We start from the raw sequence: 24,318 nt of genomic DNA, 5'->3' as shown, positions 1-24,318 counted from the left end.
TACCACAACTTTTTTTTGCTCAGGCCGCCCCCAAAAGGCAAGTCTTGTCTCCGTGAACATACATATGACAGTAAGGCCCGGCTTGTACCCGGTTTCATTTTGCCAACAGACAGGAGTGACCTATGTCCATGCTCGTTCTCTTGGAACATATTTTCCTCGGAATCGTCCAGGGATTGACGGAGTTTTTGCCGATCTCCAGTACAGGCCATCTCGTCTTGTTCAGAAAGCTGTTCGGCATGCAGGAAGTCGGTCTGCTCTTCGACACGATGCTGCATTTCGGGACGCTGATCGCTGTCGTGATTGTATTTTGGCCGCAGATTCGCTACATCGTCTTAAACCCGTTTTCCAAGCTGACGAAGCTGCTCGTCGTCGGCACGATTCCTACGGCGGCGATCGGGCTTTTGTTCGAAGACTACTTCGAGGAGATTTCGCGCACCGGAATCACCATCGGCTGGGAGTTTCTCGCCACGGGCGCCATTTTGTGGGCCGTTGAATCCATGCGACGGGGCGAGCGCAAATTCGACGACATTCGCTACACGGATGCGCTCATCATCGGCACGCTGCAAGGGGCTGCGATCTTGCCCGCGATTTCCCGTTCGGGGCTGACGATCGCCGGAGCGCTCATGCGCGGAATCGACCGCGCCGACGCCGCGCGCTTTTCTTTTTTGATTTCCTTGCCTGCCATCCTGGGGGCATGCGTGCTGCAAACAGCCAAGCTGGCGGCTGCCCCGCTCGATACCGCGCTGCTCATCCCGATGCTCGTCGGAACGATGTGTGCCGGACTGGCCGGGTACGTCGCCATTCGCTGGATGCTGAAAATTATCAGCACAGGCTCGATGAAGGGTTTCGCTGTCTACGTCTGGGTATTGGGCGCTTTGATTCTCGCCCTCCAGTTTTTCGGCTGGTAGTCAGGAGAAAAGTGGAAAAAGGAAAAAGCCGGCTGCGCCAAAGCCGGCTTTTCATCTGCTTTCTTCCTTGTCAGGGTAACGGCTGGCGACCAGTTTGCCTACGAGCAAAATAATGCCGTAGAAGGCGGTAGCCAAGAGGGACGTCGCCAGCCAGGTCGCTGTACCCAGCGCGAGATAGAGCAGCGCATGAGCAATGAAAATGCCCAGCAGCCACATCAGGATGTTCATGCGATTTAAAAAGGTCATCAAGCCGCGCAATTGCCTTGCACCTCCACCAATCCATCTACTACTGTTATAGCCGATGGCGAGGTGTTTTATCCCCTGACGGCTTTCCAGCATCAGGAATCGAGGTTTACCACGGCAAATCCGGCCCGCTCCAATATTTCAGCCAACACAGGCAACGGCGTGCTCGCCACTTCCCTGTACATTTTCGGGGTGTAGAGATGCACAGCGTGCGGGAAATCGTCGGACAAGCTCGCCCGCAGTTTTTTGCCGCTGTCATCTTCATCGGTAAACAGGTACACTTCGTCTGCCGATTCCGCTTGCGCCAAAAGCTGTTCGCCTTTTTCCTGGCTGTAGGAGCCGTATGTGCAGTAGATGGTCACAGGCTCTGCCAGTACGCGGAGCAGTTGCTCCTTGTCTGTCTTCCCTTCCACGATAATGACACATCCTCCCATGCCATCCCCTCCTTTTTTACACAAACCTCTTTTCTCTATAGTATATCTTACGCTTCCACATAGACAGCCGCTCTGCGGGAAAATGTGGGACGATTACTTCTGCCGCTGGCTAGGCATCGTAAAACAGAAGCCAGATGATGAAGGGGGAAGCACCATGTCCAAGTTCAAAAGCGCGAAAAACTTGAACCAGAAAGGTTTGGCTGTAGCCGGACTGACCAGCAGCACCGTTGCGGACGACACGCATACCGACAACAACCAAGGCTCTTCCCGACAACAGCAGCACAACGAGCAAAACAACAGCACCCAAGGGTAAATTTTTTCAGCGGCTTCTTTCCGGAAGCCGTTTTTCATGAACGGAGCGCGCCTCTGGTTGAAACGGACAGCCAATCGTCTGATCGCTTCTTTACTTTCCCTCTCCGCCTTGCTACGCTTAGATCAAAATCTTTTGACTACGTACCATGACGGAGAGATTACACGTGGACTCATCCTCGGTCTTATGGAAAAACCGCTCGTTTTTGAAGCTGTGGCTGGCGCAATTGACAGCCAACGTCGGAGATCAATGCTACAGCTTCGCCCTGCTCTGGTATTTGCTGCAGGCGACCAAGTCGGGAACGGCACTCAGCCTGCTAGCGATCCCGGAAATGGTGGCCGGACTGCTTTTTTACCTGATCGGCGGCGTGCTTGCGGATCGGTACAGCCCCCGCCTGCTGATGGTCGGCGCTGACGTCGCCCGCATATTTGTAGCGATCGGCGTCGGGATCATGGCTGCTATGGGCATCGAGCAGTTTGCCTTTTTTCTCGTGGCGCAATTTTTGCTCGGGCTGTTTTCCAGCCTGTTTCAGCCCGCACGCACAGTTGCGCTCAAGTCTGTCGTTTCGGTTGAACAACTGGGGCGGGCAAACGCGATTTTGGACACGACCTTTCGCACCGTCCGGATTGCAGCGCCGATGACGATCGGGCTGATTGCCGCAGCCGTGCCGCTCTCCACCCTGTTTTTCGTCAATGCCGCCAGCTACATGCTCTCTGTCGTTTTCCTGTATGCACTTCGCGTCTCCCTGCACGATCAGGCGACAGCCTCCGCAGCGAAAATGACTCCCGGCCAGTACGTGCGCGACATCGCGGAAGGGGTGCGGGAATTGCGCAAAAGCCGACTGCTGCTCCTGGTCTTGCTGTTTAGCAATATGGGCTTTCTCGTCTGGCAGGTGTGCTACAGTGTCGGCTTTCCTTTTCTCGCGGAACGCATCCAGCAAGGGGACGGGAGTACGCTGGCGATGCTGATGGGCTTTTACGGCGTGGGCAACCTGCTCGGCAGCCTGTACATGTCGCGGGCGTACTATACGCGCTACTTGCTGGTCATTCTCATCGGCTGGACGCTGCAAGCAGGCGGCTTTCTCCTGCTCGCCACAGGAGGCACGGTGCATTGGCTCGCTTTTCTCGGAGCAGCCGTAGCCGGGGTCGGCGGACCGTTCATCGGCATCCCGACCGTCACGGCGATCCAGATCAAGGCCGCCAGCAGCAGCACAGGCAAAATTTTTGCGATCAACATGCTGATCTTTACGTTCTTCTCGATGCTGTCGAGCAGCCTTGGCGCCATCTGGCTGGGAAGCTGGCCAGTAGAACAGCTCTTTTTCATCAGCGGGCTGTTTCTCGCCGCGATGTCTGCGACAGGATTTTTTATCGACCAACGAAATTCGCGCCAACAACACCAATCCGCCTCTGTGTAGACAGAAGGATTGGTGTTTTCTGTTTCTTTGTGAAAAAAGAATTGCATTCCGTTTTTACGTGTCATATAATCTGACATAAATAAAATGAATGTCAGAATACCTGACATAAAAGGAGTGGAATGAATGGAACCGACTCTCACTGATCTATCGTCCGCCATTGATGCCACATGGGTCATGGTCTCGGCCATTTTGGTCATTCTCATGCAAGTAGGGTTTGCCTTGCTTGAGGCCGGATCGACCCGGATGAAAAACGCAGGCCACGTCGCAGGCAAAACCGTCCTCACCTTCGGCATTTGCTCCATCGCCTTTTGGGCGTTCGGCTTCGGTCTGACTTTTGGCGACGGCAACTCCTTCATCGGCTTATCCGGCTTTTTCTTCGACGGCTTGCAAAAGGACGCTTTCTCCGCCTTCTCTGCCGCTACGGTTCCGATCTCGATTCTCTTCCTCTTCCAGCTCGCCTTCGCGGCGGTTTCGCTGGCGATCGCCTGGGGCGGTTTTGCCGAGCGTGCCAAGCTGTCCGTTTACTTTATTTTCAGCGTATTGTTTACCGTCCTCATCTATCCTGTCGTCGGCCACTGGGTCTGGGGTGGAGGCTGGCTCGCCCAGCTCGGCATGCAAGACTTCGCCGGCTCCACGGTTGTCCATCTGCAAGGCGCCATCGTCGCACTCGTCGCTACCGTTCTGTTGAAGCCGCGCATCGGCAAATACAACCGTGACGGCAGCTCCAATTTGATCCCCGGCCACAACCAGGTGTACTCCGTGCTCGGCGTGCTGTTTCTGTGGATCGGCTGGTTCGGCTTCAACGCAGGCTCCACGCTCGGCAGCACCTCCGGCTTTTTCGGCTATGTCGCCGTTACGACCAATCTCGCTACAGCAGCAGGCGCTGTCGCCGCCCTCGCCATTTCCTGGATCGTCATGGGCAAAGCTGACATCCCGAGCATGCTGAACGGCGTTCTGGCCGCTCTCGTCGCCATCACTGCTTCGTGCGCATTCGTCGAGCCGTGGGCTGCCGTCGTGATCGGCGCAGTGTCAGGTATTCTTACATTCTATACTTCCATCTGGTTCGATCGCATGGGAATTGACGATCCGGTCTTCGCCTTTTCCGTTCACGGCGTAGCCGGAATCTGGGGCACGCTGTCCACTGGCCTGTTCGCTACGCCGGAGCTTGCGGAAAAAGTCGGGGTAGGCGGCGCCGGACTGTTTTACGGCGGCGGGCTGCACCAGCTCGGTGTACAGGCGCTTGGCCTCGCAGGCTCCATGGCTTATGTGTTTGTTGTAGCGTACGTCATTTTGTCCATCCTGAAAGCGACTATCGGACTTCGAGTCACAGAAGAAGAAGAGGTGGTTGGCCTTGACCTTAGCGAACACGGGGGATACGGTTATCCCGAACTACTGCAGCCCGAGCGCATTCGACCCTCTGCGTCCCAGCAAAGCGGCACCTCTCACACTCTCACCTGAGCAGGTAGCGCGTATCCGGCAGGTGGAATCGTTCGCCGAGCTCGCGCAACTTCGCCAGCAATTGCTTGACCCAGATCCCTTGCGCCAATTGAACCGCGCAGGGGAGATGGCCCCTTTTTCAATCGTAGTGAACTTGATTCACGACAACCTTATCCGCCAGGGCGTTCTGCTTGCCGTAGACGCTCTGGCTAAAAGAGGTGTCGGCACGCCGCCCGTCCCGTTTGCCTTTTTGCAATTCGGCAGCGGCGGACGCTTCGAGCAGGCCATCATCAGCGACCAGGACAACGGGCTTGTCTACTCGATCCCCGAGCACCTCAACGAAAGCGAGCAGGAGCGGGTTCACGGCTATTTTCAACTGCTGGCCGCGACCATCGTTTCCGGCCTGGAGGAAGCAGGCTATCCGCCTTGCCAGGGCAATGTCACCTGCCTCTCTCCGAAGTGGCGCGGCAGCGTCGACCAATGGATCGACCAGTTGGACAGATGGATCTCTCACCCGGTCTGGGAAAACGCCCGCTATTTGCTGCTGGCAAGCGACGTGCGCGTCCTGTACGGAGAATCGGCCATTTTCGCCCCCGTCCTGGACCGCTTCCGGCAGCTTTTGGCCGGGAATACGTTTTTGCTCGATCGGCTGGTCAGCAACACTTTGCATTACCGCGTGCCGCTCGGCCTGTTCGGAAGGGTGCTGCCCGAGGTCACCGGGCGGTTTCGCGGAGCCATCAACATCAAGTACGGCGTCTATTTGCCAATCGTCAACTGCGTGCGGCATTTCGCCCTGGCGCACGGCATCTTCGTCAGCTCCACGCTTGAGCGGCTGGGCGAGCTGGCGGAAAAAGGCGTGTGGAGCAAAAGCTTTTGCGACGAAATAGCCGCGCATTTTCGGCTGATCCAGGGGCTGCGCCTGACCGCCCTCTTGCACTGGGAAGACGGCCATTACACGAGCAACAGCTACATCAAGCTCAGCAAGCTGTCGCCTGATTCCATCACACAGGTGCGTGAAGCGATGAAGCTCGCCATCCGCCTGCAAAAAATGACGGCGAAGCTCCCGTCCACCTTCAGGGGATAGGAGGAGACGCATTTGGCAAAATGGGACTTCATCGGCCGCTTGTGGAACATGAACCGCGGAATGGCAGGGGTGCCGGGCGACTGGAAGTGGGGGCTTGGCGACGACGACAAACAGCACCAGGCTTATCTTCGCTCCATCTCCAAGGAAGCAAGACACGTCGATTCCAGCGAAAACATCCCGCTTGCCGATCTGGAGGTGGTCGTCGTCGACCTGGAGACGACCGGCTTTTACCCCGATCACGGAGACGCGATCATCTCTATCGGCGCGGTGGCGATGCGCGGGGAAAAGCTGCTGCTCGGAGATTCGTTTTACACGCTGGTCAATCCGGGGCGCACGATCCCGCCCCACGTCCGCTCGCTGACCGGGATTACCGACGATATGACTGCGGACGCGCCCGATCTGTTGGAAGCTCTCTCGCGGTTTTTCCGCTTCGTCGGAGATCGTCCGCTCGTCGCCCATCACTCCCGGCATGAGCGCGAATTTTTTCGCTCCGCCCTCTGGAAAACGAGCCGACGACCGCTGACTCACCGGATGCTCGACACGATGCTTTTGATTCGGCTGTTGAGCAACCCGATCGGCAACGGCTCGCTGGACGCCCTCTGCGCCCAGCACGACATCCCGATCTCCCGCAGGCACCACGCCTACTGTGACGCCGTGGCCGCCGGGACGCTGTGGGCGAAGTATTTGACAAAAGCGCAGCAGGCCGGATACACCAATCTCCGGGATGTGTACGAGGCGCTGCGGTAGAACAGGCGAGGAATCGCTGTTTGATTTTGAAGGAGTCGGTATTCATGCTGCTGCAAATCAGGGAAGCTGTTTTGGACGATTTACCTGCCATGCTGGCGATTTACAACCATGCGATTGCCCATCTGGCTGCAACTTTCGACCTGGAGCCGCAGAGTTTGGCCCAGCGCGAAGTCTGGTTTCACAAGCACACTGAAGCTCATCCGCTGCTCGTCGCCGAAGCGGACGGGCAAGTGGTCGGCTATTGCTGCCTTTCTCCTTTTCGCGAAAAGCCGGCGTACAGCAAAACGGTCGAGCTGTCTGTCTACATTGATGCGCAGCAGCGGGGATGCGGTGTCGGTACGGCCTTGATGAGCGACATCTTGCAGCGGGCGGAACAGCTCGGCTACCACACGGTCATCAGCGGCATTACGGGTGGAAACGAGGCAAGTGTGCGGCTTCATGAAAAGTTCGGGTTTACGCTTGCGGGAAAATTCCGGGAGGTGGGCTTCAAATTCGGCGAGTGGCACGATGTGCATTTTTATCAATTGATGCTGGGAAAAGAAGCGTGAAGCTTCCCCTGCGCGAACGAACAAAAGCCGGCAATCCACGGTGTCATGCGGATTGTCGGCTTTGTTTTTGCAAAAAACGTTTCGCCATTTTCCGAAAAGCAGCAGAACTGCTTGTCTGCCTGCGGCCGGCAAAACGGTCATGTTTTTACGAGGCTGGTGCAGCAGCCGCATCGATCTCGACGGCTTTGGTCATGGCAAGCAATGCCGCGTAGGTGACGGGCAAAAGCGATTCGGCAACGCCCGCAGCCGTATAGACGACAGGGAAGCGCCGCAGGGAAGTATCGACGAAGACGGGCACTTCCTCCTGCAACGCAAACGGACAGACAGCGCCTACGCGATAGCCTGTCACCTTTTCCACTTCTTCGGCGGAGGCCATCTTCGCCTTGCCCGAGCCAAAAGCGGCCTTGACCTGCTTGGGATGGATCTTGACATCTCCCGCTGCGACAAACAGCGCAAACTGGTCGCCAGCTCGAAACAGGATCGACTTGGCGATTTGTCCCACCTCGCTGCCCAACGCTTCGGCGGCTGCCTCGGATGTAGGAAGCGGCTGCTCGAACAAAATCGGCTCGATTGCGGGATCGTACTGCTGCACAAAAGCCTTCACTTTTTCTACAGGACTCATCACGGTCATCTTTCGCACCTCCACTAGCCAGTTGCCGAGGCAAAAGCAGTTTGCCTCGCCTTTTTGCCTACTCCAGAATAAACACCTCGTCGCCCTGCGACACCGTACCTGTCGTCACCACAGAGGCGTACACGCCAAAATGGTTTTCGTGGCGCTTCACGCATGCTTTCAGCACAGCCGGGTTTTTCTGCAGCGTATCGGGGTCGATGTTCACGTACATGCAACGCTCGCAATGCTTGGTAACTTGCAGGGTAACATCGTTGATTTGCAGCTTTTTGCCCAGCCATTTGTCTTCTGCGAACGGTTCGTCGTCTTCGAGCTCGACGATGAGGTTTCCGCGAAAACGTCTCGGGTCAATCCAGTCGCTGCCGATCACCCGTGCCAGCTCGCGCAGGGAGGCGTCCGTCACCAAAAGAATGTGGTCCTCCCAGTTTTTCCCTCCCTCTGTCGGGAGACTGCGCATCGGTGTCACCGCTCTTTTCGCTGTCTCTGCGACATGGGCGAACAGCGACTCTCCCCACGTATGTACGCTGCCGTCACGCGCTTCAACTTGAACGTCGGGGTATGCTTCTTCGCCCGTCTTTTCCCCCATGCTGGCATGGTAGCCGAGCAGCGCCGGGACGACGTCTGCACTCAAATATTTTCCGCCGCGAGAGTCGTCCAGAAAGTAATAAGCCCGATCGCCGTACAGGCCGAAAGCGTCGACCTCCGACGTCGTCAGTTGCTCGCCCTGCATCGCTTTTACCGGATGGCGGAAAATGCTTTGCAGTGTTCCTAGCTTTTTCAATGATATCCCCTCCCCCAAGTCTCTCTATCCTTTGATAAACGAATTGCGCACCCTGCTCCAAAACGTCAGTCGCTTGTAGCGGGCGAATTTGACTTTGCCTTGCCCGACACGGCACATAATGGAGCGCACGCCTCTCCACACCGCCTGCTCGCGATCGAGGCCGATCATGATTTCCGGGTTCATGACAATCAGCTCTACTTCGTGATGCTTGGGCAAAACGAGCGAGCTGTTGATCGTCCGGTACGCCTGGTTGTTGATGGAGGCGATTTCGGACAGTTGGATCGCCTCGATGGACGGATGCACGATCGCTCCATCCACGGCTTTGTTGTAGGCTGTACTCCCCGATGGCGAAGACACGATCAACCCGTCGCCGCGAAACGTCTCCAACTCGTCCCCGTTAATGTAGACGCAAGCGACCAACGTCGAGAGGGACGCGTTGCGCAGGACCAGTTCGTTCAACGCCCATTTTTCGTATCGCTGGCCATCTGCTGTATCAATCCGGCACTGGACCGTCGGATACTCGACGATCGCCGGTTCGGCGTGCAGCAGCCGGTCGACGAACTCATCCAGCTCCTCCGGCCGCCAGTCGGCGTAAAAACCGAGGTGTCCCGTATGAATCCCGACATAGGCCGGCTCCATGCCGTATTGATGGACGGCCTCGAGCAGCGTCCCGTCCCCTCCGATTGAGAGCACCATGTCAGGCTTGGCCTCCGTTCCGTTCACAAACGTGTACGGCCTGCCTGCCTCGCGCAGCTTTTCCTTCAACAAATGTTCTACTTCCCGTGTATAATCGTCATTTCGCAGTACAGTCGCAATCTTCATGCTGGTCTGCCCTCACTTTTATCCTTCGAAGCGGTCAAGTACGCTCGTTTTGTTGATCTCACTATACCACATGGGAAAAGGAGATGCATGGAAACGGCCGAGTCTCACCATCGCTCTTCGCGGAAAGACTGGGCGCAAAATTCCGCCAATCGCTTTCGCGTCGAGGGGGTCATGTCGTCCGGGAGCTGGTCCCACAAAAAGTAGCGCATGTCCCGGACTTCATCGGCGTCGATCTTGCCTGTCCCGGGCTGGATTTGGCAGGCATGGAACAGGGCGATGTGGTCGCGCTTGCCTTCGCGTTCGCTGTAATACAGGTGACAGAGCCTGAGCTCGCCAGCCACGAGGCCGCATTCTTCCCGCAGCTCTCTGCGGGCTGCCTCCCAGAACGATTCTCCTTTTTCGACTCCGCCGCCGGGCAAGTACCAGCCGGGTACATAGGTGTGCCGAATGAGCAGGACGCCTTTTTGTTCGTCGGCCACGATGAGGCGCACTCCGAGAGTCAGCGGCTTGCGGATTTTCCAATACCATTTCGCTATCGCATGGTACCACGCCATGCTGTCGCCTCCTGTCTCCTGTCAGGACGTCGTTTTTCACGGGTGTCTCGGGTCGGTCATTCTGCTGTTAGGGAAATATTACCTGACTAATAGTGGAAAAACAAATCTTTTACAAAGGTTGTTGTTTGTTGTTTTTGGTGATGCGGGGAAAAAGTGAAAACATTGAAAAGAGCGTTTGCCCGTTGCTGTTGGCGAGGCGAGGGAAAAAGCAAAAACATTGAAAAGACCGTTTGCCGTTGCTTTTGGCGAAGGCGAGGCAAAAGCAAAATCATTAAAAAGCCCGTCTGTCGTTGCTTTTGGTGAGGCGAGGAAAGATGAGAAATCTCTGGAGCTTCTTGGGATACCCGCTGGGGGCTGGACTGCCCGGCTCCGGGGAAAAAGCAAAACCGCGTCCAAAGTGGTCGATTCAGGATGTGTCTCAGAGTGGACGCTTAACAAGCGTGTTTTGCTTTTTCCCCTCCACCTCGGTCGGTATCCCAAAGAGCTTTCGCGGATTTCTCCTCTTTCCTCGTCAGCGGCTTGCTTGGGTGGGCGTGGGTTTTTTAAAACGTTTGTAAAGAGTTTTTCAAAGATGGGGTTCAGGTTGGCAAAAAGTGCTGTCCGATCCGGGGCGCTCAGGCAAGGCTGGGCTTTCCTCAATCTGTACAATGTTTTTCTGCTAACAGAACCGAACTGAAAAAGCAATTTCATTGAAAATCCATTCCTCGCTGCTGCTTTCATCGAAGCGAAGCAAAACAAAAAAGCAGGCCTGCTCCAAGGCCCGCTTTTCATCCGAGACGATTTTCCAGTTCTTTGACGATGGCCTCGGCCTTGCGAATCCAGCGGGGGTCGATCTCGGCATCTTTGTCGAGCGGCTCCTGGAACTGGTTCATCACGGCTGAAGCGACGGGGGCGTAGTAGCCGATATCTTCCTCTACGCCTGTGTTGTAGACGTGGCGCAAAACAAACGGTTCGCCCAGTTCCAGCCACGCGTCGGGGCTGTCGAGCTCGCCCTGCAAGACTTTTACCGGGAGGCGGAGGTACACGGTGTTCCTGTCGTCAAGGGTGCGGTCGAAATAGCCGTGTTCGTAATCCCAATTCGCCAGTGTAAAATGCGGCTCGAGCGACTCGCGGAAATAGCCGAACGTCGCCTTCGTCCCTGGTAAGCTGCTTTGAATTTTCTTCATTTGTATCCCCTGCCTTCGTCACATACTACTGGTAGTGTGCGCCAAAACGGCGGGTTGTACTCACAGGCGAGGGCAGGCAAAACGAGCAACAAGCCTCGCTGCCGGAATTGCGGATGGCAAGAGGCTTGGTAACTCTATGCTTTCAGGTTTTAGAGCAGCGCGATCGTCAAAAGCGTAAACAAGGCGAGCGGAATGATTCTTTTGCCTCTTCGACACGGACGGCGGCGTTTTTTCCTCGGCACGACGACTGCAGCCGGAGGTGGTGGCGGCGGTGGATACGGGTAACACGGCTGAGGCGGGTAGGGCGGGAACGGTGGGAACGGCGCCATGTACGGATTGAAGCCGGAATAAGGGCTGACGAAAGGAGCGCCCTCTCCAAACGGACTCACCTGGCCGTACGGAAAGCTCGGACTGCCAAACGGACTTACTTGCCCATATGGCTGGCCCGGACTGCCGAACGGACTTACCTGCCCATACGGTTGACCCGGACTGCCGAACGGGCTTACCTGCCCATACGGCTGATTCGGGCTGCCGAACGGACTTACCTGCCCATACGGCTGGTTCGGGCTGCCGAATGGGCTGATCGGAGCGTATGGATAGCAATCGTCCGCGTAAGGGCTGACTTGACCAGCAGGAGGCCGATTCGGCTGGCTGCTGCTGCCAAGCGGACTGACATCGCCAAACGGCTGGTATCCGCCATATGGATAGCCGTAGGGAGTCCAGTCCGGGTACATGCCCCAGTCTCCATGCGATTTGCGGCTGGCTACCTCTTCGAACTCGTAGTCGTCTTCCTCTGCATCGAGATCGTCCACTTCCACATATACATTCTGATCGTCAAAGTCCACGATCACGCCTTCAAAAATCTGGCCGTCAATCGCTTCAATGCGCACCTTTTTCTCGACGTGTTCTTTGCATATGTTGTGCACATTTTCACGCATATCCTTTATCAGACTGACCGTCTGGACGTCAGCCTGGTACAGGTTTTTTTCAGACTGCATGGAAACTCCTCCCCTTCTGGTGTTTCTTTATTACCATATACAGGTGCCCATGGGGAGGTGTACCGGGTTTGCAGTTCGGACTAGCCCATTTTGTTCGACGTTTCGTCTGTTTTTGCCAAAAAGCGGGATGGCAAAAACGGCGTCAGACGCTCTGTCTCGCCTTTTTCCAGGTAGTCGGCCATCCATTTCGCGGTAGCCGGGGACAGCAAGATGCCGTTGCGGAAGTGCCCTCCGGCAATCGAAAGCCCGTCCCAGCCGGGCACGGGACCAAGCAGCGGCTTGCCATCTGCGGTAGCTGGCCGCAGTCCGCCCCACGCCTCCAGAAAAGCAGCGCCGTGTAAGGCCGGGACGTACGGCATGACTCCGTTCAGGATGCTGGCCAAGCCCGCCATTGTAACTTCGCGCTGAAAGCCGCTTTCGTCTTCTGTCGCGCCGATGACGATTTTCCCGTCCTTCTTCGGCGTGATGTAGCCGGAGGTGCCAAAAATGACGGTGCGAAGCGGGATGCCTGCGGAGGATACCGCCGCGATCTGGCCGCGAACCGGGCGAACGGGAATCGAAACGCCGAGCATTTCCAGCATGATGCCCGCCCACGCGCCTGACGTGATGATCGTTTGCTCCGCCCGCAGCGGTCCAAGCGAACTCTCCACGCCGACTACCCGGCCGCCTTTTACCGCGATGCCGCTCACGACACAGCCTGCGTGCAACGCGACGCCTTGCAGCCGGCATGCTGTCACCAGAGCGCGCAGCAGCATGCGGTTGTTGATATGCCCTTCGTACGGAGAGTAGATGGCTGCCTGCGCCTGCTCGGTCAAAAGCGGCTCCACCTCAGCCAGTTGCTGCCGCTCCGTCAAAAGGTGGACGCTGTGCCCCGCTTCTTTTTGCCAATGGTACTTCGCCAAAAGCTGTGCCTGCTCGTCATCGTTGAGCGCGACCGTCAGCAGCCCTTCCAGGCTGAGCTGGACGTCCCCTCCGGTAAACTCTTCCAGCTCGGCCGCCCACTGCGGGTAATAGGCCAGCGAAGTCATGCCCAGATCGAGCATCGGGCCTGGGGCCGTAAACTCCTTCAACGGCGCGAGCATCCCCGCCGCCGCAGAAGACGCCTGTCCGCCCCATTCTCCCTGCTCGACCAGCGTGACGCTCCTTCCTCTTCGTGACAACTCATAAGCCAGACTTAATCCGATAATTCCTCCACCCACTACGAGACAATCGCTCAATTTTTCTCTCTCCTCGCTTGTTGTAATCTCTTCGGGGCCATTCGAAAGCGCCGTTGTAGCCAAAAGCCCCTGGCGCAGTCGACAAAATGAAAAAAACCACCTTCTCCTTCACAGGAAAAGGCGGGCTTCATACGCATCGTAACCAAATAAAAAAGCGCTGTTTGCCGGCAACCGTATCCCTGCGCCGGCATGATCCGGATCAGGTGCAATGGGTCGACGGTCGTTGCTTCCATCCTCTCAGCCCCGCATGAAGGACTCCCCGAGTTGCTTGATCTTTTATTTTCGTTCACCCACCAAGTATAGTCCTCTTGGGCGCGATCTGACAAGATGGTCTGCGCTTTCATCCTCAGCTTAATCCTCGTCTTTCACATCGTAGCTTTCCGGAACCGTCTCGTGACGCGCCGCTTCCTCGAACTCGCGAAGCTTGCGCATTTCCTCCAGATGGTGATTGAACTGCTCCTTGTTGATGATGTACTCGTTGCCGTCGTGGAGAGCGCGGATTTTGCCCTGATGAATTTTTTCCAAAATAAACGTTTCAGGAAGCTCCAAATACGCCGCTGTCTCCTCCACAGTCAAATACGTCTTGTTCTCGCGCAATCTTGCCTCCAGTTCCGCTTTCTGCTGCTCGAATCCAGGTTTTCCCAGAAGGGCGAACATGTTGGCCTTGTACGCCTCCACCCCGGGCTGATCGAACGGGTTGACCCCTAGCAAATAGCCGCTGATCCCGCACGCCTTTTCAAAAAAGTAGATCAGGGCGCCGAGATGGTACGCTGTCGCCTCTGGCATCTCCACAAGCAGGTTCGGTACGCCGCCATCTACATGGGCCAGTACCGTTCCCTCGAAAGCCTTTTTATTGACAAACCCCATCCGCTTGCCGGACAGGAAGTTCAACCCGTCCACATCGAGCGGGTCCTCCTGCACGGTCACGTCGACGGCGGGCTTGTTCACCGTAACAACCGTTTCAAACAACTGCCGCATGCCGTCCTGTATGTACTGCCCCAACGAGTGCAGGTCCGTGGAAAACTCGGCTGACGCGGGAAAAATTCCTTTGCCGTCTTTTCCTTCCGACTCCCCGAAAAGCTGCTTCCACCACTCCGCGAAAAAGCGGAACTGCGGCTCGTAGCTGACCAGAAGCTCCACGGTTTTACCTTTGCGGTACAGCGCATTGCGAATCGCCGCATACTGGTAGCACGGATTTTCGTACAAATCCATGACCATGTAGCGCTCGCTCGCGTCTTGCGCGCCCTTCATCAGCGCGTCCAGATCGGCCCCGCTCACTGCGATTGGCAACAGTCCGACTGCGGTCAGGACGGAAAAACGTCCGCCGATATCGTCCGGAATGACGAAGCTTTCGTACCCTTCGTCCTCCGCGAGTCTTTTTAAGGCGCCGCGCGTTTTGTCCGTCGTAATATAGATGCGCTTCTTCGCCTGCTCGCGGCCGTACTTGTTCTCCAGCCAGGTGCGCAGCAGCCGAAAAGCGATCGCGGGCTCTGTCGTCGTGCCCGACTTCGAGATGACATTGATGGACACGTCTTTTCCTTCGAGCACGTCCATCAGATGAGAGATATAAACCGGGCTGATATTGTTCCCGACAAAATAAATTTCCGGAAAACGCCGCTTCGACTTCGGCAGCAAATTGTAAAAGCTGTGGCCCAAAATGTCCAGTACAGCTTTCGCCCCTAAATATGAACCCCCGATTCCAATTACCAAAAGCACATCCGAATCAGCCTGGATACGCGCCGCCGCCTGGCGAATCCGCTCAAATTCAGCGCGGTCGTACCTCTGCGGCCAATCAACCCAACCGAGATAGTCTCTGCCTGGACCCGTTCTTTTGTGCAACATCTCATGCGCCTGCCCGATCGCCGGGGCAAGCTGCTCCCACTCATGCTGTCTCACAAAGGCGCGTGCATTAGAGTAATCAAATCGAATCGCTTGGTTCATGGCTCCCCTCCCAAGGAACGTCATCTATTTTCTTATCTTATCACGCCAAAAGCCAGAAAGTTGCTTTCCGTCAAAACATCACAAAATGTGAGCAAATCGTGAACAATTCGCCACAAGTGTTACCTTTTTCCAGACCTGGCGTAAGACTTCACCGAGCAAAGAAATAATACGGTTCCTAACAGCAAGGAGAAATGAACATGAAAAAACGGTGGTGGATCATCGGTTCCGTGGTCGTCCTGCTCGGTGCGGGCTTCGTCGGAATCAACATGATGGGCTCTCAGCAAGCCATGGGCATGCCGGTAAACATCGGGGCTCCGACCAAGTCAGTCCTGGAGAGCAAAATTTTGACCTCGGGGATCGTCACGGTAGAGGACAAGCAAAAGCAGTATGCCAACGTAACCGGAACCTTGCGCGAGTTTGTGGTGAAGGAAGGCGACAAGGTCAAGAAAGGCCAGGTCATCGCAAAAATCGACACCTCGGATGTCGACGGCAGACTGCTTGATCTGGAAGCGCAAATGGAAGTAGCCAAAGCCAATCTGGCAAAAGCCCAGATCGGGGCAGAGCCGGAAGAAGTGGCGCAGGAGCGCGAGCGGGTCAATCAGGCCCAGCGCGAATACGACGCAGCCAAACGCGAGTACGATCGGATCCAGCAACTGTTCGCTTCGGGGGCTTCCACGCAGCAAGAGTTGGACAAGGCCAAATCTGTTTTGGACAACGCCCAGTCTTCCCTGAATGTCACGAAGCAACAGTTTGCCCTCAAGCAAAAAGGGCCGCGCAAGGAAGACATCGCCGCCCAGCAGGCGCAAATCAACAAGCTGGCCGTAGAGCGCAGCCAGTTGGAAAAAGAGCGCGTGCAAAGCGTCCTCGTCGCGCCGATGGACGGAACAGTCATTGGCGTGGCGGCCGAGAACGGCCAATACGTCAGCAAAGGCACGGAAATTTTGACGCTGGCCAACCTGAACAACCTGCTCATTCAGGCTGATATTAACGAGTCGGACGTCGGCAAACTGAAAATCGGCCAGTCCGCGACGATTGAAGGAATTACGCTGGGCAAGCAACTGCTGAACGCCCAAATTACCCGGATCGCGCCGATCGCGACCACTACGCAAAGCAGTTCGGGCCAAGGCGAAAAAACGCGCGTCAAAGTCATCCTCAAGCCGCAGGGCGATTTGAGCGCACTGAAGCCAGGCTTCCACGTGGACATCAACATCATGGTGGAAAAAATCGAAAACGCCCTGCAAGTTCCCATCGAGTCCGTTCAGCAGGACGCCGATGGCAGCACCTTCGTATGGATCTCCGCTGACGGCATCGCCAAGAAGCAAAAAGTCGTTACAGGCACAGAAAATGAGCTGTTCTCCCACATCAAGTCGGGACTGTCAGGAGACGAACAAATCATTTTGGGACCTGTCGACGCTCTGAGCGAAGGAGCTGCGGTCATGCCGATGAGCGGCGGTGCTGCTGCGCTGGGCATGTAACGACTGGACGCGTTCCACGTAAAAAGGAGGTCAGCCGACAATGCTTCAGGTAGAAGGCTTGACGAAATCATACAAGACAGGCGATACTACCCTACCGATCCTGAAAGGCGTCTCCCTGCTAGTGGAAAAAGGCGAATTTGTCGCCATCATGGGACCATCGGGATCAGGGAAATCGACGTTCATGAACATGCTGGGCTGCTTGGATCGTCCGGACTCGGGGACGTACATTCTCGACGGCATCGAGGTCAGCAGCCTCAAGGACAAGCAGCTCGCCTATGTTCGCAATCAAAAAATCGGCTTCGTTTTTCAATCGTTCAATCTGCTCGCGCGCTCCACTTCTTTGCACAACGTGGAGCTGCCGATGATGTACGCCAACATCAGCCGCTCGGAAAGACGCAGTCGCGCCACCGAAGCGCTGAAGCGAGTCGGGCTTGCTGAGCGCATGAACCACAAGCCGACACAGCTTTCCGGCGGACAAAAGCAGCGGGTCGCCATCGCCAGAGCGCTGGTCAATCAACCCGCCATCCTGTTGGCCGACGAACCGACAGGGAACCTGGACAGCCGCTCCGGCGTCGAGATCATGGCGATGTTCCAGGAGCTGCACGCCCAGGGCGTCACGATCATTCTCGTCACGCACGAACTGGACATCGCCCAGCACGCCGAACGGATCGTCACCTTCAAGGACGGCGTCATCGTCCGCGACGAACGGGTCGAGGAACGCATTTTCTCTACCCCGTCTGACGAGGTGATTGTCACATGAATTTTATGGAGAGCTTTTACACCGCCCTGGAAGGCATCTGGGCGAACAAAATGCGTTCCTGCCTGACCATGCTCGGCATCATCATCGGCATCACCTCCGTCATCGCCGTAACGACACTTGGCGAAGGCGGACAAAAAGCGATTAACGACGAGATGGAAAAATTCGGCCAGAACACGTTCAACGTCTTCATCAACTGGGACACGAAAGAAGAGATAGCCGCAGACGACCTGACCATCGAGGACGCCGAGGTGCTCAGCCGAATCAGCCCGGCAATCGAGTACATCGTCCCGTACAACTCCCATACAATCGAACTGAAAGGCCCGAAAAAAGAAGAGCGGGTCAACCTGACCGCCAGCACCGCCGACTACTTTGCCATGCAGAAGACGATGAAAGTGGCCAAAGGACGCCTGTTCAACAGCGCGGATGACAAGGAGCAGCGCGCCGTCGTCGTGCTGGAGGACAAGCTCGGCGAGAAGCTGTTCGGCCAGATGAACCCGATCGGCCAGCGCGTGCGCTGGGGCAACAACTCGCTCGTCATCATCGGTACGTACACAGAGGAAAAGTTCAAGTTTGACATGGGAGCAGAGACGTTTGGCGCGGTTGTCCCCATCCGTTATTACCACAGCCTGCAGGAAGAGCCGTCCGTCCAGATGTTCATGGGCAAAGCCGTGGACAAGCCGTCTGTCGACCCTGCCATGCAGCAGGTCAAGCAGTATTTGACCCGCAAGCATCAAAAACAAGACCACTACATGGTGCGCAGCATGCAGGAATCGGTCGATCAGTTCAACCAGTTGACAGGCACATTGACACTGATCTTCAGCGTCATCGCCGGAATCTCGCTCGTCGTCGGCGGGGTCGGCGTCATGAACATCATGCTCGTTTCCGTCACAGAGCGCACGCGGGAAATCGGGATTCGCAAGGCTCTCGGGGCAAGGCGCAGCGACATTTTGATCCAGTTTCTGATCGAATCCGTCATCGTCTGCCTGATCGGCGGCTTGATCGGGGTCCTGTTCGGACTGGGCATCGCCGCCCTGATTGCGCAGTTTGCCAATCTGCCGCCGCTTCTGTCCTGGAACAGCGTGTTCATCGCCTTTGGCTTCTCCAGCGCAATCGGCATCTTTTTCGGCCTGTATCCGGCCAACAAGGCCGCCAAGCTGGACCCGATCGAAGCGCTTCGCTACGAATAATTTCAGCAACAAAAAACATGCACCTGTGCAGCTTGAGCCACAGGTGCATGTTTATGTTGGAAACGTATCAGTCATCAGCTTCAAAAGAAAAAAAAGCGCAATCCCGACACTCGCGACTGTCCACCAGAGCGTTTTGCTGTCCGTCTTGTCTGCCTTGTAGATACCGCTCAGCTTCCAGGTGCCTACAGCTACACAAAGGAGACTGAGCAGGAGCAGGATTGTCCCCATGGTCTCCCTCCTTTCCCCTCTCCTAGCTATATGGGGAAGGAGGGAAAAAAATCACTCCTTGGGCTGCTTTTTCCCTAACCGGCCAAGGACTTGCTGGCCGCGCTGCTTGATCGACTCATCCTTGAGCGCGAGTTGCCGTTTTTTCATCAGGCCGTTTTTCGACGTATCCGGCCTCTCCGTCTGCCGTCCATCGCGCATCAACTGTACTTGCCTCCGCCTTTTTTGTCGTAGTCGGCCAGCAGTTCCGCAAAGCTTTTGTTGCGCTCGCGCTCTTCCTGCTCGCGGCGCTTTTGCTCGGCCGCTTCCTTCGCCTTGCGCTCGCTTTCGGACTTCATTTCTTTTTCCAACTGCTTCAGCTTGGCCAATGCATCCGCATTCACCATATCCTTCAGGCTGCCGAGAGAAGATTTCGCTTCTGTCGCTGTATCCAGGTTTTGACGTTGTGGTTGCTGTTTTTGTTTTTTCTTCGCCATGTGAGCTGCCATCCTTTCCCTATCGAATTCACGCCCATTCTCCAGCGCCTTTTGGGTCATACTATTTTTACGCTTCGCATGAAGAGGAGGACGAGACATGGTACGCAATAAAGCAAAAGACTTTGGAAAAACCGCAGAAATTCGTGGCCCAAAAGCCCAGTCTGAAGCCGTCCGTTCCAACGGTTCCATTAATAGTGAACCACAAGAGCGGTTAAAAGAAAACCGTTAGGCACAAAGTAAACCGCCGGGGCTATGGTCATGCCCGGCGGTTTTTTTTCGTCGGCTGGCTGCTTGCGCCCAGTCTTTTTTGCACACACTCCTGCTTCAATAGCGTCAGCTTATCGTCCAACTGGAATTGGCAGCCATTTTTTAACAAACGTTTTCCGAGATCGCGCTCCATCTCAATCCGCGGCAGCTCGCGAAAAAGTCCTGCTTTTTGCAGGCTTTCCCGCCGCAGCGAGACGTGCTGGGTGTCAAACAGCGTCCACGGCGAGCGGTGCCGCGCCAGCTTCGCCCCGTATTTCTCCTGGGCGGCCAGCCGCTTCTGCGCGATTGGACAGGGCAAGCCGATGTGAAAAGGCAAGCCGTTTACAATCTGGCTCTCTTCCAGCAAAGGGACTGTTTCCACAAGCGTATGCGGCCGCTTCACATGCGGGTATTGCTCCAGCCAGAGCTGGCACTCCGCATGCTGTGTCGCGCTGAAGCCCGGCTCATACACCGAATAGATTCGTTTTCGATCCTGCCCGAGCAAGACCAGGTGGCTCGCTTTTTCATGTGCCTGCTGATGCACGCCGATGAAGCTGCGGGGTACGATCATCTGGGCAGCGAGGAAGACGATCAGCTCGCCGCGCGCCAACTGTATCCCTGTGTTCAGCAGGTGGGCAAGCGGTTTTTTGGCCCGAAACTGCACGTAGTGCATCGGAAAATGAGCGGTAAACCGGGACAGCTTTTCCCTCGTCGCATCCGTTGAGGTGTTGTCCAGCACGATCACCTCGAACTCCTCGAAGGCGCAGTATTGCAGGTTGAAGCCGAACAACGTGTACAACAGTTGATCGTCTGCGTTTTTGGCAGGAATAACGACACTGGTCAGCATCGAATCTCCCCCTTTTTGTAGCATATGCAGGTGGCGGCAACTTGGGCTGGGCTTGGGTCGCGGCCATGCTTGCGCGCTGCTCGCCGTATAAGGGAAATGCGACTGATGCATGCTAAAAGCGAGCATGCCTCGCTGGCAAACATACGGCTGTGTGGATAAAGGAGGTCCAACGAATGGACAACGACCAGAAAAACAACGAGAAGACGAAGGATATTTCCCTCGATGGAACCTTGCCGCATCAGATCAGCGCGCCTGACTTCAAAAAATCGTCCCGCACGATCCAGCGACCTTTTGTCAACGAGTTTGGTGTGGTGATCGGAGACAGCCAGTACGAATCCAAAGAATCCCCGTTGAACAACTGGAACACTGACACCGACCCTTCGATCATGGCAGGCGACCAATGGGTGCACCCGACCAACGACATCGGCTGGAACTCCTACGAAAACAAGGAGCTTTTGGAGGACAGACCCATAGGCAATGCCCGCTTCATGCATCCGACGAAAGACGTCAGCAAAGGCAAGGATTAACCGCTGTCCGTAAAAAAGACCGCCCATTCGGAAAAGACAGGCCAACCGAATGGGCGTTTTTGGTTTGTGTGTTACAATGGGCTTGAAACGATGGAAAGGAGCTTGCCCATGAGCATCACACTTGCGATAGAGCCCGCATTCTCTCTCGCCTACCAGCGCTATGCGGAATTTCGACCGGGCGATACGCTGCGGCTGTACGTACGGACAAGCGGACCCGGAACGGGCGGACTGTTTTATGCGATTGAAAAAGACGAGGCCATGCCTGGTGACGCCGTTTTCGAAGTGGAAGGCTTGCGCTTTGTGATCCGGCCGACCGATTTCTGGTTTTTCGACGGCGGACAGCTCGGCTTTGATCCTACATACGGAGAGTACGGCTTTCGCTTCGCGAATCCGCGCCTGGAAGGCCAGTAGAAACTTTCCCGGGCGTCGTCCGTATGAAAGAAAGACTGCCATGACGTATGGGAGGAGCTTTTGATGAAAAAAAGTCGTTCGGTCCTCTTGGCCATCGGTGCTTTTTTGCTGGCCAATTTCAAATGGTTAATCGGCATCCTGAAGTTTTCCAAATTCGGCACGACCTTGTTGTCAATGGTCATCAGCCTGTGGGCGTACGCCATGTTTTACGGCTGGAAGTTCGCCGTGGCGCTCGTCTACCTGATCTTCGTCCATGAAATGGGGCACGTCATCGCTGCCAAACGAAAAGGCATCGCGACTTCGCCAGCCGTCTTCATCCCGTTTGCGGGTGCTTTTATATCCATGAAAGACATGCCGCGCGATGCCAAAACAGAGGCCTATCTCGCTTACGGCGGACCGCTTGCCGGCATGATTGCCTTTTTGCCTGCCCTGCCGCTGTACTGGTGGACGCAGGACCCGTTCTGGGCATTGGTCATTTACCTCGGCGCCCTGCTCAACCTGTTCAATTTGCTGCCTGTCTCTCCGCTCGATGGCGGGCGGATCGTCTCTGTGCTGTCCACAAAAATCTGGTTCTTCGGGCTGGTCGGACTGGGGATCATGCTGTTTGCCAATCCGGGGCCTATCATGGTGCTCATCTTCATCATCGGCCTGATTACGTGGTGGAGTCGGCTGCGGGAAAGCTACCAGCACCAGGTGCTCCAGTACGAGCGGGACAAAATCGCCGACTTTTTGCAGAGCATCGCCCAGTGGCCCGAGCTGGAAACGACCTGGGACACGCGCGTTCGCCTGAACGAAGAGGTCACCGCGCTCAACCAGGCAGAGCCGGACAAAGGCTTCCTCGTCCCTTTTCTCCAGGACGAAAAACGCCTCATCCGCGACCGGAAACGGCTGGACAAGGTGTACATGAACAGAAAATGGGAACTGTTCAAGCAATGGGAGCGCGAGCCGATTCTCTTCATCGACTCGGACCCGCTGCGCCCTGCCCCTTCCGAATTGCTGCGCGAAGCAGAGCAAATGGCTCGTCAGCGGCTGACGGAAGTCGAAGAGCAAATGCATCGGCTGACGACGTACTATGTAGCACCGGCGGCAACCAAGTGGAAAGTGCTGGCTGCCTACCTCGGCCTGGCCGCTGTCCTGTCGGCCTTCTTCGTCTACGGACAGCAGATTTTGCACAGGTAGCGCGGGCTTTTTCGCCTCGGTCCCGCCTGCCTGGAGCGGACAGTTTGACCATCTGTGACCTTCTGCGGCCTTCTGTGGGCGCAAAATCGTGCGCTATGGATACCTGAAGGTCGCTCTTCCCCAGCAAGGGGTCAGAAACGGCTGCTACGGTGATTTATCGCTTTTGAGAGTTGTCGCCAAACAGAGTAAAATAGAAGCGTACATTCATAATATTCCAGAGAGGATGACTTTTTACTTGGACACCGTCCCGATAGTGCTCAACCTGCTGCTTGTCATATTTCTTGTTTTTCTCAACGGCTTTTTCGTCGCCGCTGAGTTCGCTCTCGTCAAGGTGCGGCAAACGCGCCTGACGCAAATGGTGAATGAAGGAAACAAACGCGCTGTTTACGCCCAAAAAGTAACGCAAAAGCTGGATGGCTACCTGTCTGCCTGTCAGGTCGGGATCACTCTCGCCTCGCTCGGACTGGGGTGGGTCGGGGAACCGGCTATCGCCCACATGATTGTCGAACCGCTGCTCGGTTCAACAGGGATACCTGACTATCTGATTTCTGCGATCTCTTTTGGGATAGCGTTTGCGATCATTACCTTCCTGCACATTGTCCTGGGTGAACTGGCGCCGAAATCATTGGCCATTCAAAAAGCAGAAGTGACTTCGCTGTGGGTTGCCGCGCCATTGATGTTTTTCTATAAATTGCTTTACCCGGCGATCTGGTTTTTGAACGGAACAGCCAACGCCCTGATGAAACGCTTTGGCCTCGAAGCTATTTCGGAGCATGAAGCGGCTCACACGGAAGAAGAAATTCGCATTCTCGTCAACCAGAGCCACCAAAGCGGCCATATCGACCAAACCGAGCTGGCGCTGGTGGAACACGTTTTCGACTTTTCCGAAACCCTTGCCCGGGAGACGATGATCCCGCGCATCGACATGGTTTGCTTATATAGCACGAACACCTTTGAAGAAAACCTGGAGATCATCCGCACCCAGCGACACACCCGTTTCCCTGTAGCGGATGATGACAAAGACAATATCATCGGCTTTGTCCACGCGACCGACTTTTACCTCGCGGCCCTGCAAGACGGGCATGTCGAGCTGGATTCGCTGCTCCGCCCGGTTCTGACTGTTCCGGAAACGATGGAAATCAGTACGGTCCTGCGCCTGATGCAGAAAAAACGCTCGCAGCTCGCGATTGTCATCGACGAGTACGGCGGTACAGCCGGACTGGTGACCATGGAGGATATTTTGGAAGAAATCGTCGGCGATATCCAGGACGAGTTCGACGAGGAAAGACCGGAGATCGAAAAGCTGGAAAACGGCCTCTCCGTATCCGGCATGCTGACGCTCGCTGACTTGAACGACCACCTTCCGTTCGAACTGGAATCGGAAGACGTGGACACGATCGGCGGCTGGCTGTACAGCCAACTGGAAGAAGATATCGCGGTGGGTGCTACGGTAGAATGGGAAGGCCATTTGTTCACCGTCAAGCAGATGGATAATCACCGCGTCACGCGCGTGCTGATTACACCGATCAAAAGCGATGAAGCACAGCAGCCGGAAGAGCTTTTGACCGTCTCCTGATCGCCTGCGCATCGCAATCAATAGCGAAAGCCCCTCACCTTGCAGCATAAGTGGTATTATCCCCTCATGGTAGACAGTGAAAAAAGACCTCATGGTATGATGAGATCAACACTGTTGACCGGAGGGGATTTTCTTATGCCGCCACGTAAAGGGCAAAAACAGCAGCAATATGACGAA

At 55.8% G+C, this 24,318-nt stretch carries 30 protein-coding genes, 1 pseudogene and 1 riboswitch; of the genes and pseudogenes, 15 read left to right on the top strand and 16 right to left on the bottom strand.

All coding sequences use genetic code 11. The features are described 5' to 3' along the window. The first annotated feature begins 128 nt into the window (after positions 1-128). Entirely contained in the window at positions 129-908 is a 780-nt protein-coding gene (locus AC27IT_RS14295; RefSeq protein ID WP_005830002.1) for an undecaprenyl-diphosphate phosphatase, read from the top strand. A gap of 51 nt (positions 909-959) precedes the next feature. On the opposite strand, the gene AC27IT_RS14290 is transcribed toward AC27IT_RS14295, so the two are convergent. Further along, complete coding sequence (locus tag AC27IT_RS14290) at positions 960-1,166, bottom strand: hypothetical protein (RefSeq protein WP_005830001.1); 207 nt, start codon at positions 1,164-1,166, stop codon at positions 960-962. Positions 1,167-1,246: 80 nt separating this feature from the next. Then, the gene (locus AC27IT_RS14285; RefSeq protein ID WP_005829999.1) at positions 1,247-1,585 is read right to left on the bottom strand and encodes a toprim domain-containing protein; all 339 of its coding nucleotides are present in this window, start codon (positions 1,583-1,585) and stop codon (positions 1,247-1,249) included. A 154-nt stretch (positions 1,586-1,739) separates the two neighbouring features. Between AC27IT_RS14285 and AC27IT_RS14280 the strand changes: the two genes are divergently transcribed. The 6 genes from AC27IT_RS14280 to AC27IT_RS14255 all read left to right on the top strand — a co-directional run bounded on the left by AC27IT_RS14280 (position 1,740) and on the right by AC27IT_RS14255 (position 7,125). Then, the gene (locus AC27IT_RS14280) at positions 1,740-1,898 is read left to right on the top strand and encodes a hypothetical protein (protein ID WP_007783398.1); all 159 of its coding nucleotides are present in this window, start codon (positions 1,740-1,742) and stop codon (positions 1,896-1,898) included. Positions 1,899-2,061: 163 nt separating this feature from the next. Continuing rightward, positions 2,062-3,309 carry an MFS transporter gene (locus tag AC27IT_RS14275; protein ID WP_007783400.1) on the top strand — a complete coding sequence of 416 codons (1,248 nt, stop codon included), beginning with the start codon at positions 2,062-2,064 and terminating at the stop codon, positions 3,307-3,309. A gap of 123 nt (positions 3,310-3,432) precedes the next feature. Further along, positions 3,433-4,767 (top strand): ammonium transporter, encoded by a 1,335-nt coding sequence (locus AC27IT_RS14270; protein ID WP_007783402.1) that lies wholly within the window; start codon positions 3,433-3,435, stop codon positions 4,765-4,767. A gap of 22 nt (positions 4,768-4,789) precedes the next feature. Then, positions 4,790-5,830 (top strand): DUF294 nucleotidyltransferase-like domain-containing protein, encoded by a 1,041-nt coding sequence (locus AC27IT_RS14265; RefSeq protein ID WP_007783404.1) that lies wholly within the window; start codon positions 4,790-4,792, stop codon positions 5,828-5,830. Between the two features lie 12 nt (positions 5,831-5,842). Next, on the top strand, positions 5,843-6,577 hold the full coding sequence (locus tag AC27IT_RS14260) for an exonuclease domain-containing protein (protein WP_005829991.1): 735 nt from the start codon (positions 5,843-5,845) through the stop codon (positions 6,575-6,577). A gap of 44 nt (positions 6,578-6,621) precedes the next feature. Continuing rightward, entirely contained in the window at positions 6,622-7,125 is a 504-nt protein-coding gene (locus tag AC27IT_RS14255) for a GNAT family N-acetyltransferase (protein WP_007783406.1), read from the top strand. 145 nt (positions 7,126-7,270) lie between these two features. Here the strand turns inward: AC27IT_RS14255 and AC27IT_RS14250 are convergent, their stop codons facing one another. From AC27IT_RS14250 to AC27IT_RS14205, 10 genes and pseudogenes are all read right to left on the bottom strand, one after another. Next, positions 7,271-7,756 carry a YbaK/EbsC family protein gene (locus AC27IT_RS14250; protein WP_025845401.1) on the bottom strand — a complete coding sequence of 162 codons (486 nt, stop codon included), beginning with the start codon at positions 7,754-7,756 and terminating at the stop codon, positions 7,271-7,273. Between the two features lie 58 nt (positions 7,757-7,814). After that, positions 7,815-8,534, bottom strand: coding sequence for an MOSC domain-containing protein (locus AC27IT_RS14245; protein ID WP_026558228.1), 720 nt, complete (start codon positions 8,532-8,534; stop codon positions 7,815-7,817). A 24-nt stretch (positions 8,535-8,558) separates the two neighbouring features. Then, the gene (locus AC27IT_RS14240) at positions 8,559-9,356 is read right to left on the bottom strand and encodes an NAD kinase (protein WP_007783411.1); all 798 of its coding nucleotides are present in this window, start codon (positions 9,354-9,356) and stop codon (positions 8,559-8,561) included. 104 nt (positions 9,357-9,460) lie between these two features. Then, positions 9,461-9,910 (bottom strand): NUDIX domain-containing protein, encoded by a 450-nt coding sequence (locus AC27IT_RS14235; protein WP_005829984.1) that lies wholly within the window; start codon positions 9,908-9,910, stop codon positions 9,461-9,463. A gap of 78 nt (positions 9,911-9,988) precedes the next feature. Next, complete coding sequence (locus AC27IT_RS14230; RefSeq protein WP_487091861.1) at positions 9,989-10,600, bottom strand: hypothetical protein; 612 nt, start codon at positions 10,598-10,600, stop codon at positions 9,989-9,991. Positions 10,601-10,677: 77 nt separating this feature from the next. Further along, a complete protein-coding gene (locus AC27IT_RS14225; RefSeq protein WP_005829981.1) occupies positions 10,678-11,076 on the bottom strand; it encodes a YugN family protein in 399 nt (132 codons plus the stop codon). 149 nt (positions 11,077-11,225) lie between these two features. Next, on the bottom strand, positions 11,226-12,074 hold the full coding sequence (locus AC27IT_RS14220) for an LSm family protein (RefSeq protein WP_487091860.1): 849 nt from the start codon (positions 12,072-12,074) through the stop codon (positions 11,226-11,228). A gap of 80 nt (positions 12,075-12,154) precedes the next feature. Next, on the bottom strand, positions 12,155-13,291 hold the full coding sequence (gene thiO, locus AC27IT_RS14215) for a glycine oxidase ThiO (RefSeq protein ID WP_005829978.1): 1,137 nt from the start codon (positions 13,289-13,291) through the stop codon (positions 12,155-12,157). A gap of 156 nt (positions 13,292-13,447) precedes the next feature. Next, positions 13,448-13,563: riboswitch (TPP riboswitch) on the bottom strand. Between the two features lie 79 nt (positions 13,564-13,642). Continuing rightward, complete coding sequence (locus AC27IT_RS14210) at positions 13,643-13,861, bottom strand: excisionase family DNA-binding protein (protein WP_307723519.1); 219 nt, start codon at positions 13,859-13,861, stop codon at positions 13,643-13,645. Positions 13,862-13,882: 21 nt separating this feature from the next. After that, positions 13,883-15,232, bottom strand: a pseudogene (locus AC27IT_RS14205) (glucose-6-phosphate isomerase); the annotation flags it as partial. Between the two features lie 197 nt (positions 15,233-15,429). Between AC27IT_RS14205 and AC27IT_RS14200 the strand changes: the two are divergent. Genes AC27IT_RS14200 through AC27IT_RS14190 form a run of 3 tightly spaced genes read left to right on the top strand, consistent with a single transcriptional unit; the run spans position 15,430 to position 18,654 of the window. Continuing rightward, complete coding sequence (locus tag AC27IT_RS14200) at positions 15,430-16,707, top strand: efflux RND transporter periplasmic adaptor subunit (protein WP_005829973.1); 1,278 nt, start codon at positions 15,430-15,432, stop codon at positions 16,705-16,707. A gap of 40 nt (positions 16,708-16,747) precedes the next feature. Continuing rightward, entirely contained in the window at positions 16,748-17,467 is a 720-nt protein-coding gene (locus AC27IT_RS14195) for an ABC transporter ATP-binding protein (RefSeq protein ID WP_327920758.1), read from the top strand. Beyond that, a complete protein-coding gene (locus AC27IT_RS14190; RefSeq protein WP_487091859.1) occupies positions 17,464-18,654 on the top strand; it encodes an ABC transporter permease in 1,191 nt (396 codons plus the stop codon). Before AC27IT_RS14195 ends, AC27IT_RS14190 begins: the two co-directional genes overlap by 4 nt. 51 nt (positions 18,655-18,705) lie before the next feature. Here the strand turns inward: AC27IT_RS14190 and AC27IT_RS14185 are convergent, their stop codons facing one another. Genes AC27IT_RS14185 through AC27IT_RS14175 form a run of 3 tightly spaced genes read right to left on the bottom strand, consistent with a single transcriptional unit; the run spans position 18,706 to position 19,355 of the window. Continuing rightward, positions 18,706-18,882, bottom strand: coding sequence for a hypothetical protein (locus AC27IT_RS14185; RefSeq protein ID WP_007783427.1), 177 nt, complete (start codon positions 18,880-18,882; stop codon positions 18,706-18,708). Between the two features lie 51 nt (positions 18,883-18,933). Further along, positions 18,934-19,083 (bottom strand): hypothetical protein, encoded by a 150-nt coding sequence (locus tag AC27IT_RS14180; RefSeq protein ID WP_155808584.1) that lies wholly within the window; start codon positions 19,081-19,083, stop codon positions 18,934-18,936. Next, on the bottom strand, positions 19,080-19,355 hold the full coding sequence (locus AC27IT_RS14175) for a YqkE family protein (RefSeq protein WP_007783428.1): 276 nt from the start codon (positions 19,353-19,355) through the stop codon (positions 19,080-19,082). The genes AC27IT_RS14180 and AC27IT_RS14175 overlap by 4 nt, the downstream gene beginning before the upstream one ends. Before the next feature lie 97 nt (positions 19,356-19,452). Here AC27IT_RS14175 and sspK point away from each other — a divergent pair, with 97 nt between their 5' ends. Beyond that, positions 19,453-19,584, top strand: a complete 132-nt coding sequence (sspK, locus tag AC27IT_RS14170; RefSeq protein WP_007783429.1) for a small acid-soluble spore protein K — start codon at positions 19,453-19,455, stop codon at positions 19,582-19,584. Between the two features lie 27 nt (positions 19,585-19,611). Here the strand turns inward: sspK and AC27IT_RS14165 are convergent, their stop codons facing one another. After that, on the bottom strand, positions 19,612-20,448 hold the full coding sequence (locus AC27IT_RS14165) for a glycosyltransferase family 2 protein (RefSeq protein ID WP_327944560.1): 837 nt from the start codon (positions 20,446-20,448) through the stop codon (positions 19,612-19,614). Between the two features lie 173 nt (positions 20,449-20,621). Here AC27IT_RS14165 and AC27IT_RS14160 point away from each other — a divergent pair, with 173 nt between their 5' ends. The 4 genes from AC27IT_RS14160 (at position 20,622) to AC27IT_RS14145 (ending at position 24,141) form a co-directional block, all read left to right on the top strand. Beyond that, positions 20,622-20,975, top strand: a complete 354-nt coding sequence (locus AC27IT_RS14160) for a DUF3905 domain-containing protein (protein ID WP_026558224.1) — start codon at positions 20,622-20,624, stop codon at positions 20,973-20,975. Positions 20,976-21,083: 108 nt separating this feature from the next. Continuing rightward, the gene (locus tag AC27IT_RS14155) at positions 21,084-21,386 is read left to right on the top strand and encodes an iron-sulfur cluster biosynthesis family protein (protein WP_005829958.1); all 303 of its coding nucleotides are present in this window, start codon (positions 21,084-21,086) and stop codon (positions 21,384-21,386) included. Positions 21,387-21,449: 63 nt separating this feature from the next. Then, positions 21,450-22,565, top strand: a complete 1,116-nt coding sequence (locus AC27IT_RS14150; protein ID WP_005829956.1) for a site-2 protease family protein — start codon at positions 21,450-21,452, stop codon at positions 22,563-22,565. 235 nt (positions 22,566-22,800) lie between these two features. Next, a complete protein-coding gene (locus AC27IT_RS14145) occupies positions 22,801-24,141 on the top strand; it encodes a hemolysin family protein (protein ID WP_487091858.1) in 1,341 nt (446 codons plus the stop codon). Positions 24,142-24,318: the final 177 nt, after the last annotated feature.

The organism is Brevibacillus sp. YAE8 (genome assembly GCF_057543335.1).
The sequence above is the reverse complement of the archived record's forward strand: the minus strand, read 5'-3'. Positions and strand labels throughout refer to the sequence as shown.

Excerpts from the sequence above, each read along its gene's own strand:
- AC27IT_RS14160 (WP_026558224.1), top strand. The coding sequence starts at position 20,622 with ATGGACAACGACCAGAAAAACAACGAGAAGACGAAGGATATTTCCCTC.
- AC27IT_RS14295 (WP_005830002.1), top strand. The coding sequence starts at position 129 with ATGCTCGTTCTCTTGGAACATATTTTCCTCGGAATCGTCCAGGGATTG.
- AC27IT_RS14185 (WP_007783427.1), bottom strand. The coding sequence starts at position 18,882 with ATGGGGACAATCCTGCTCCTGCTCAGTCTCCTTTGTGTAGCTGTAGGC.
- AC27IT_RS14280 (WP_007783398.1), top strand. The coding sequence starts at position 1,740 with ATGTCCAAGTTCAAAAGCGCGAAAAACTTGAACCAGAAAGGTTTGGCT.
- AC27IT_RS14175 (WP_007783428.1), bottom strand. The coding sequence starts at position 19,355 with ATGGCGAAGAAAAAACAAAAACAGCAACCACAACGTCAAAACCTGGAT.
- AC27IT_RS14235 (WP_005829984.1), bottom strand. The coding sequence starts at position 9,910 with ATGGCGTGGTACCATGCGATAGCGAAATGGTATTGGAAAATCCGCAAG.
- AC27IT_RS14225 (WP_005829981.1), bottom strand. The coding sequence starts at position 11,076 with ATGAAGAAAATTCAAAGCAGCTTACCAGGGACGAAGGCGACGTTCGGC.
- sspK (WP_007783429.1), top strand. The coding sequence starts at position 19,453 with ATGGTACGCAATAAAGCAAAAGACTTTGGAAAAACCGCAGAAATTCGT.
- AC27IT_RS14270 (WP_007783402.1), top strand. The coding sequence starts at position 3,433 with ATGGAACCGACTCTCACTGATCTATCGTCCGCCATTGATGCCACATGG.
- AC27IT_RS14150 (WP_005829956.1), top strand. The coding sequence starts at position 21,450 with ATGAAAAAAAGTCGTTCGGTCCTCTTGGCCATCGGTGCTTTTTTGCTG.
- AC27IT_RS14250 (WP_025845401.1), bottom strand. The coding sequence starts at position 7,756 with ATGACCGTGATGAGTCCTGTAGAAAAAGTGAAGGCTTTTGTGCAGCAG.
- AC27IT_RS14255 (WP_007783406.1), top strand. The coding sequence starts at position 6,622 with ATGCTGCTGCAAATCAGGGAAGCTGTTTTGGACGATTTACCTGCCATG.
- AC27IT_RS14285 (WP_005829999.1), bottom strand. The coding sequence starts at position 1,585 with ATGGGAGGATGTGTCATTATCGTGGAAGGGAAGACAGACAAGGAGCAA.
- AC27IT_RS14230 (WP_487091861.1), bottom strand. The coding sequence starts at position 10,600 with ATGAAATTGCTTTTTCAGTTCGGTTCTGTTAGCAGAAAAACATTGTAC.
- AC27IT_RS14240 (WP_007783411.1), bottom strand. The coding sequence starts at position 9,356 with ATGAAGATTGCGACTGTACTGCGAAATGACGATTATACACGGGAAGTA.
- AC27IT_RS14165 (WP_327944560.1), bottom strand. The coding sequence starts at position 20,448 with ATGCTGACCAGTGTCGTTATTCCTGCCAAAAACGCAGACGATCAACTG.
- AC27IT_RS14220 (WP_487091860.1), bottom strand. The coding sequence starts at position 12,074 with ATGCAGTCTGAAAAAAACCTGTACCAGGCTGACGTCCAGACGGTCAGT.
- AC27IT_RS14195 (WP_327920758.1), top strand. The coding sequence starts at position 16,748 with ATGCTTCAGGTAGAAGGCTTGACGAAATCATACAAGACAGGCGATACT.
- AC27IT_RS14190 (WP_487091859.1), top strand. The coding sequence starts at position 17,464 with ATGAATTTTATGGAGAGCTTTTACACCGCCCTGGAAGGCATCTGGGCG.
- AC27IT_RS14155 (WP_005829958.1), top strand. The coding sequence starts at position 21,084 with ATGAGCATCACACTTGCGATAGAGCCCGCATTCTCTCTCGCCTACCAG.
- AC27IT_RS14200 (WP_005829973.1), top strand. The coding sequence starts at position 15,430 with ATGAAAAAACGGTGGTGGATCATCGGTTCCGTGGTCGTCCTGCTCGGT.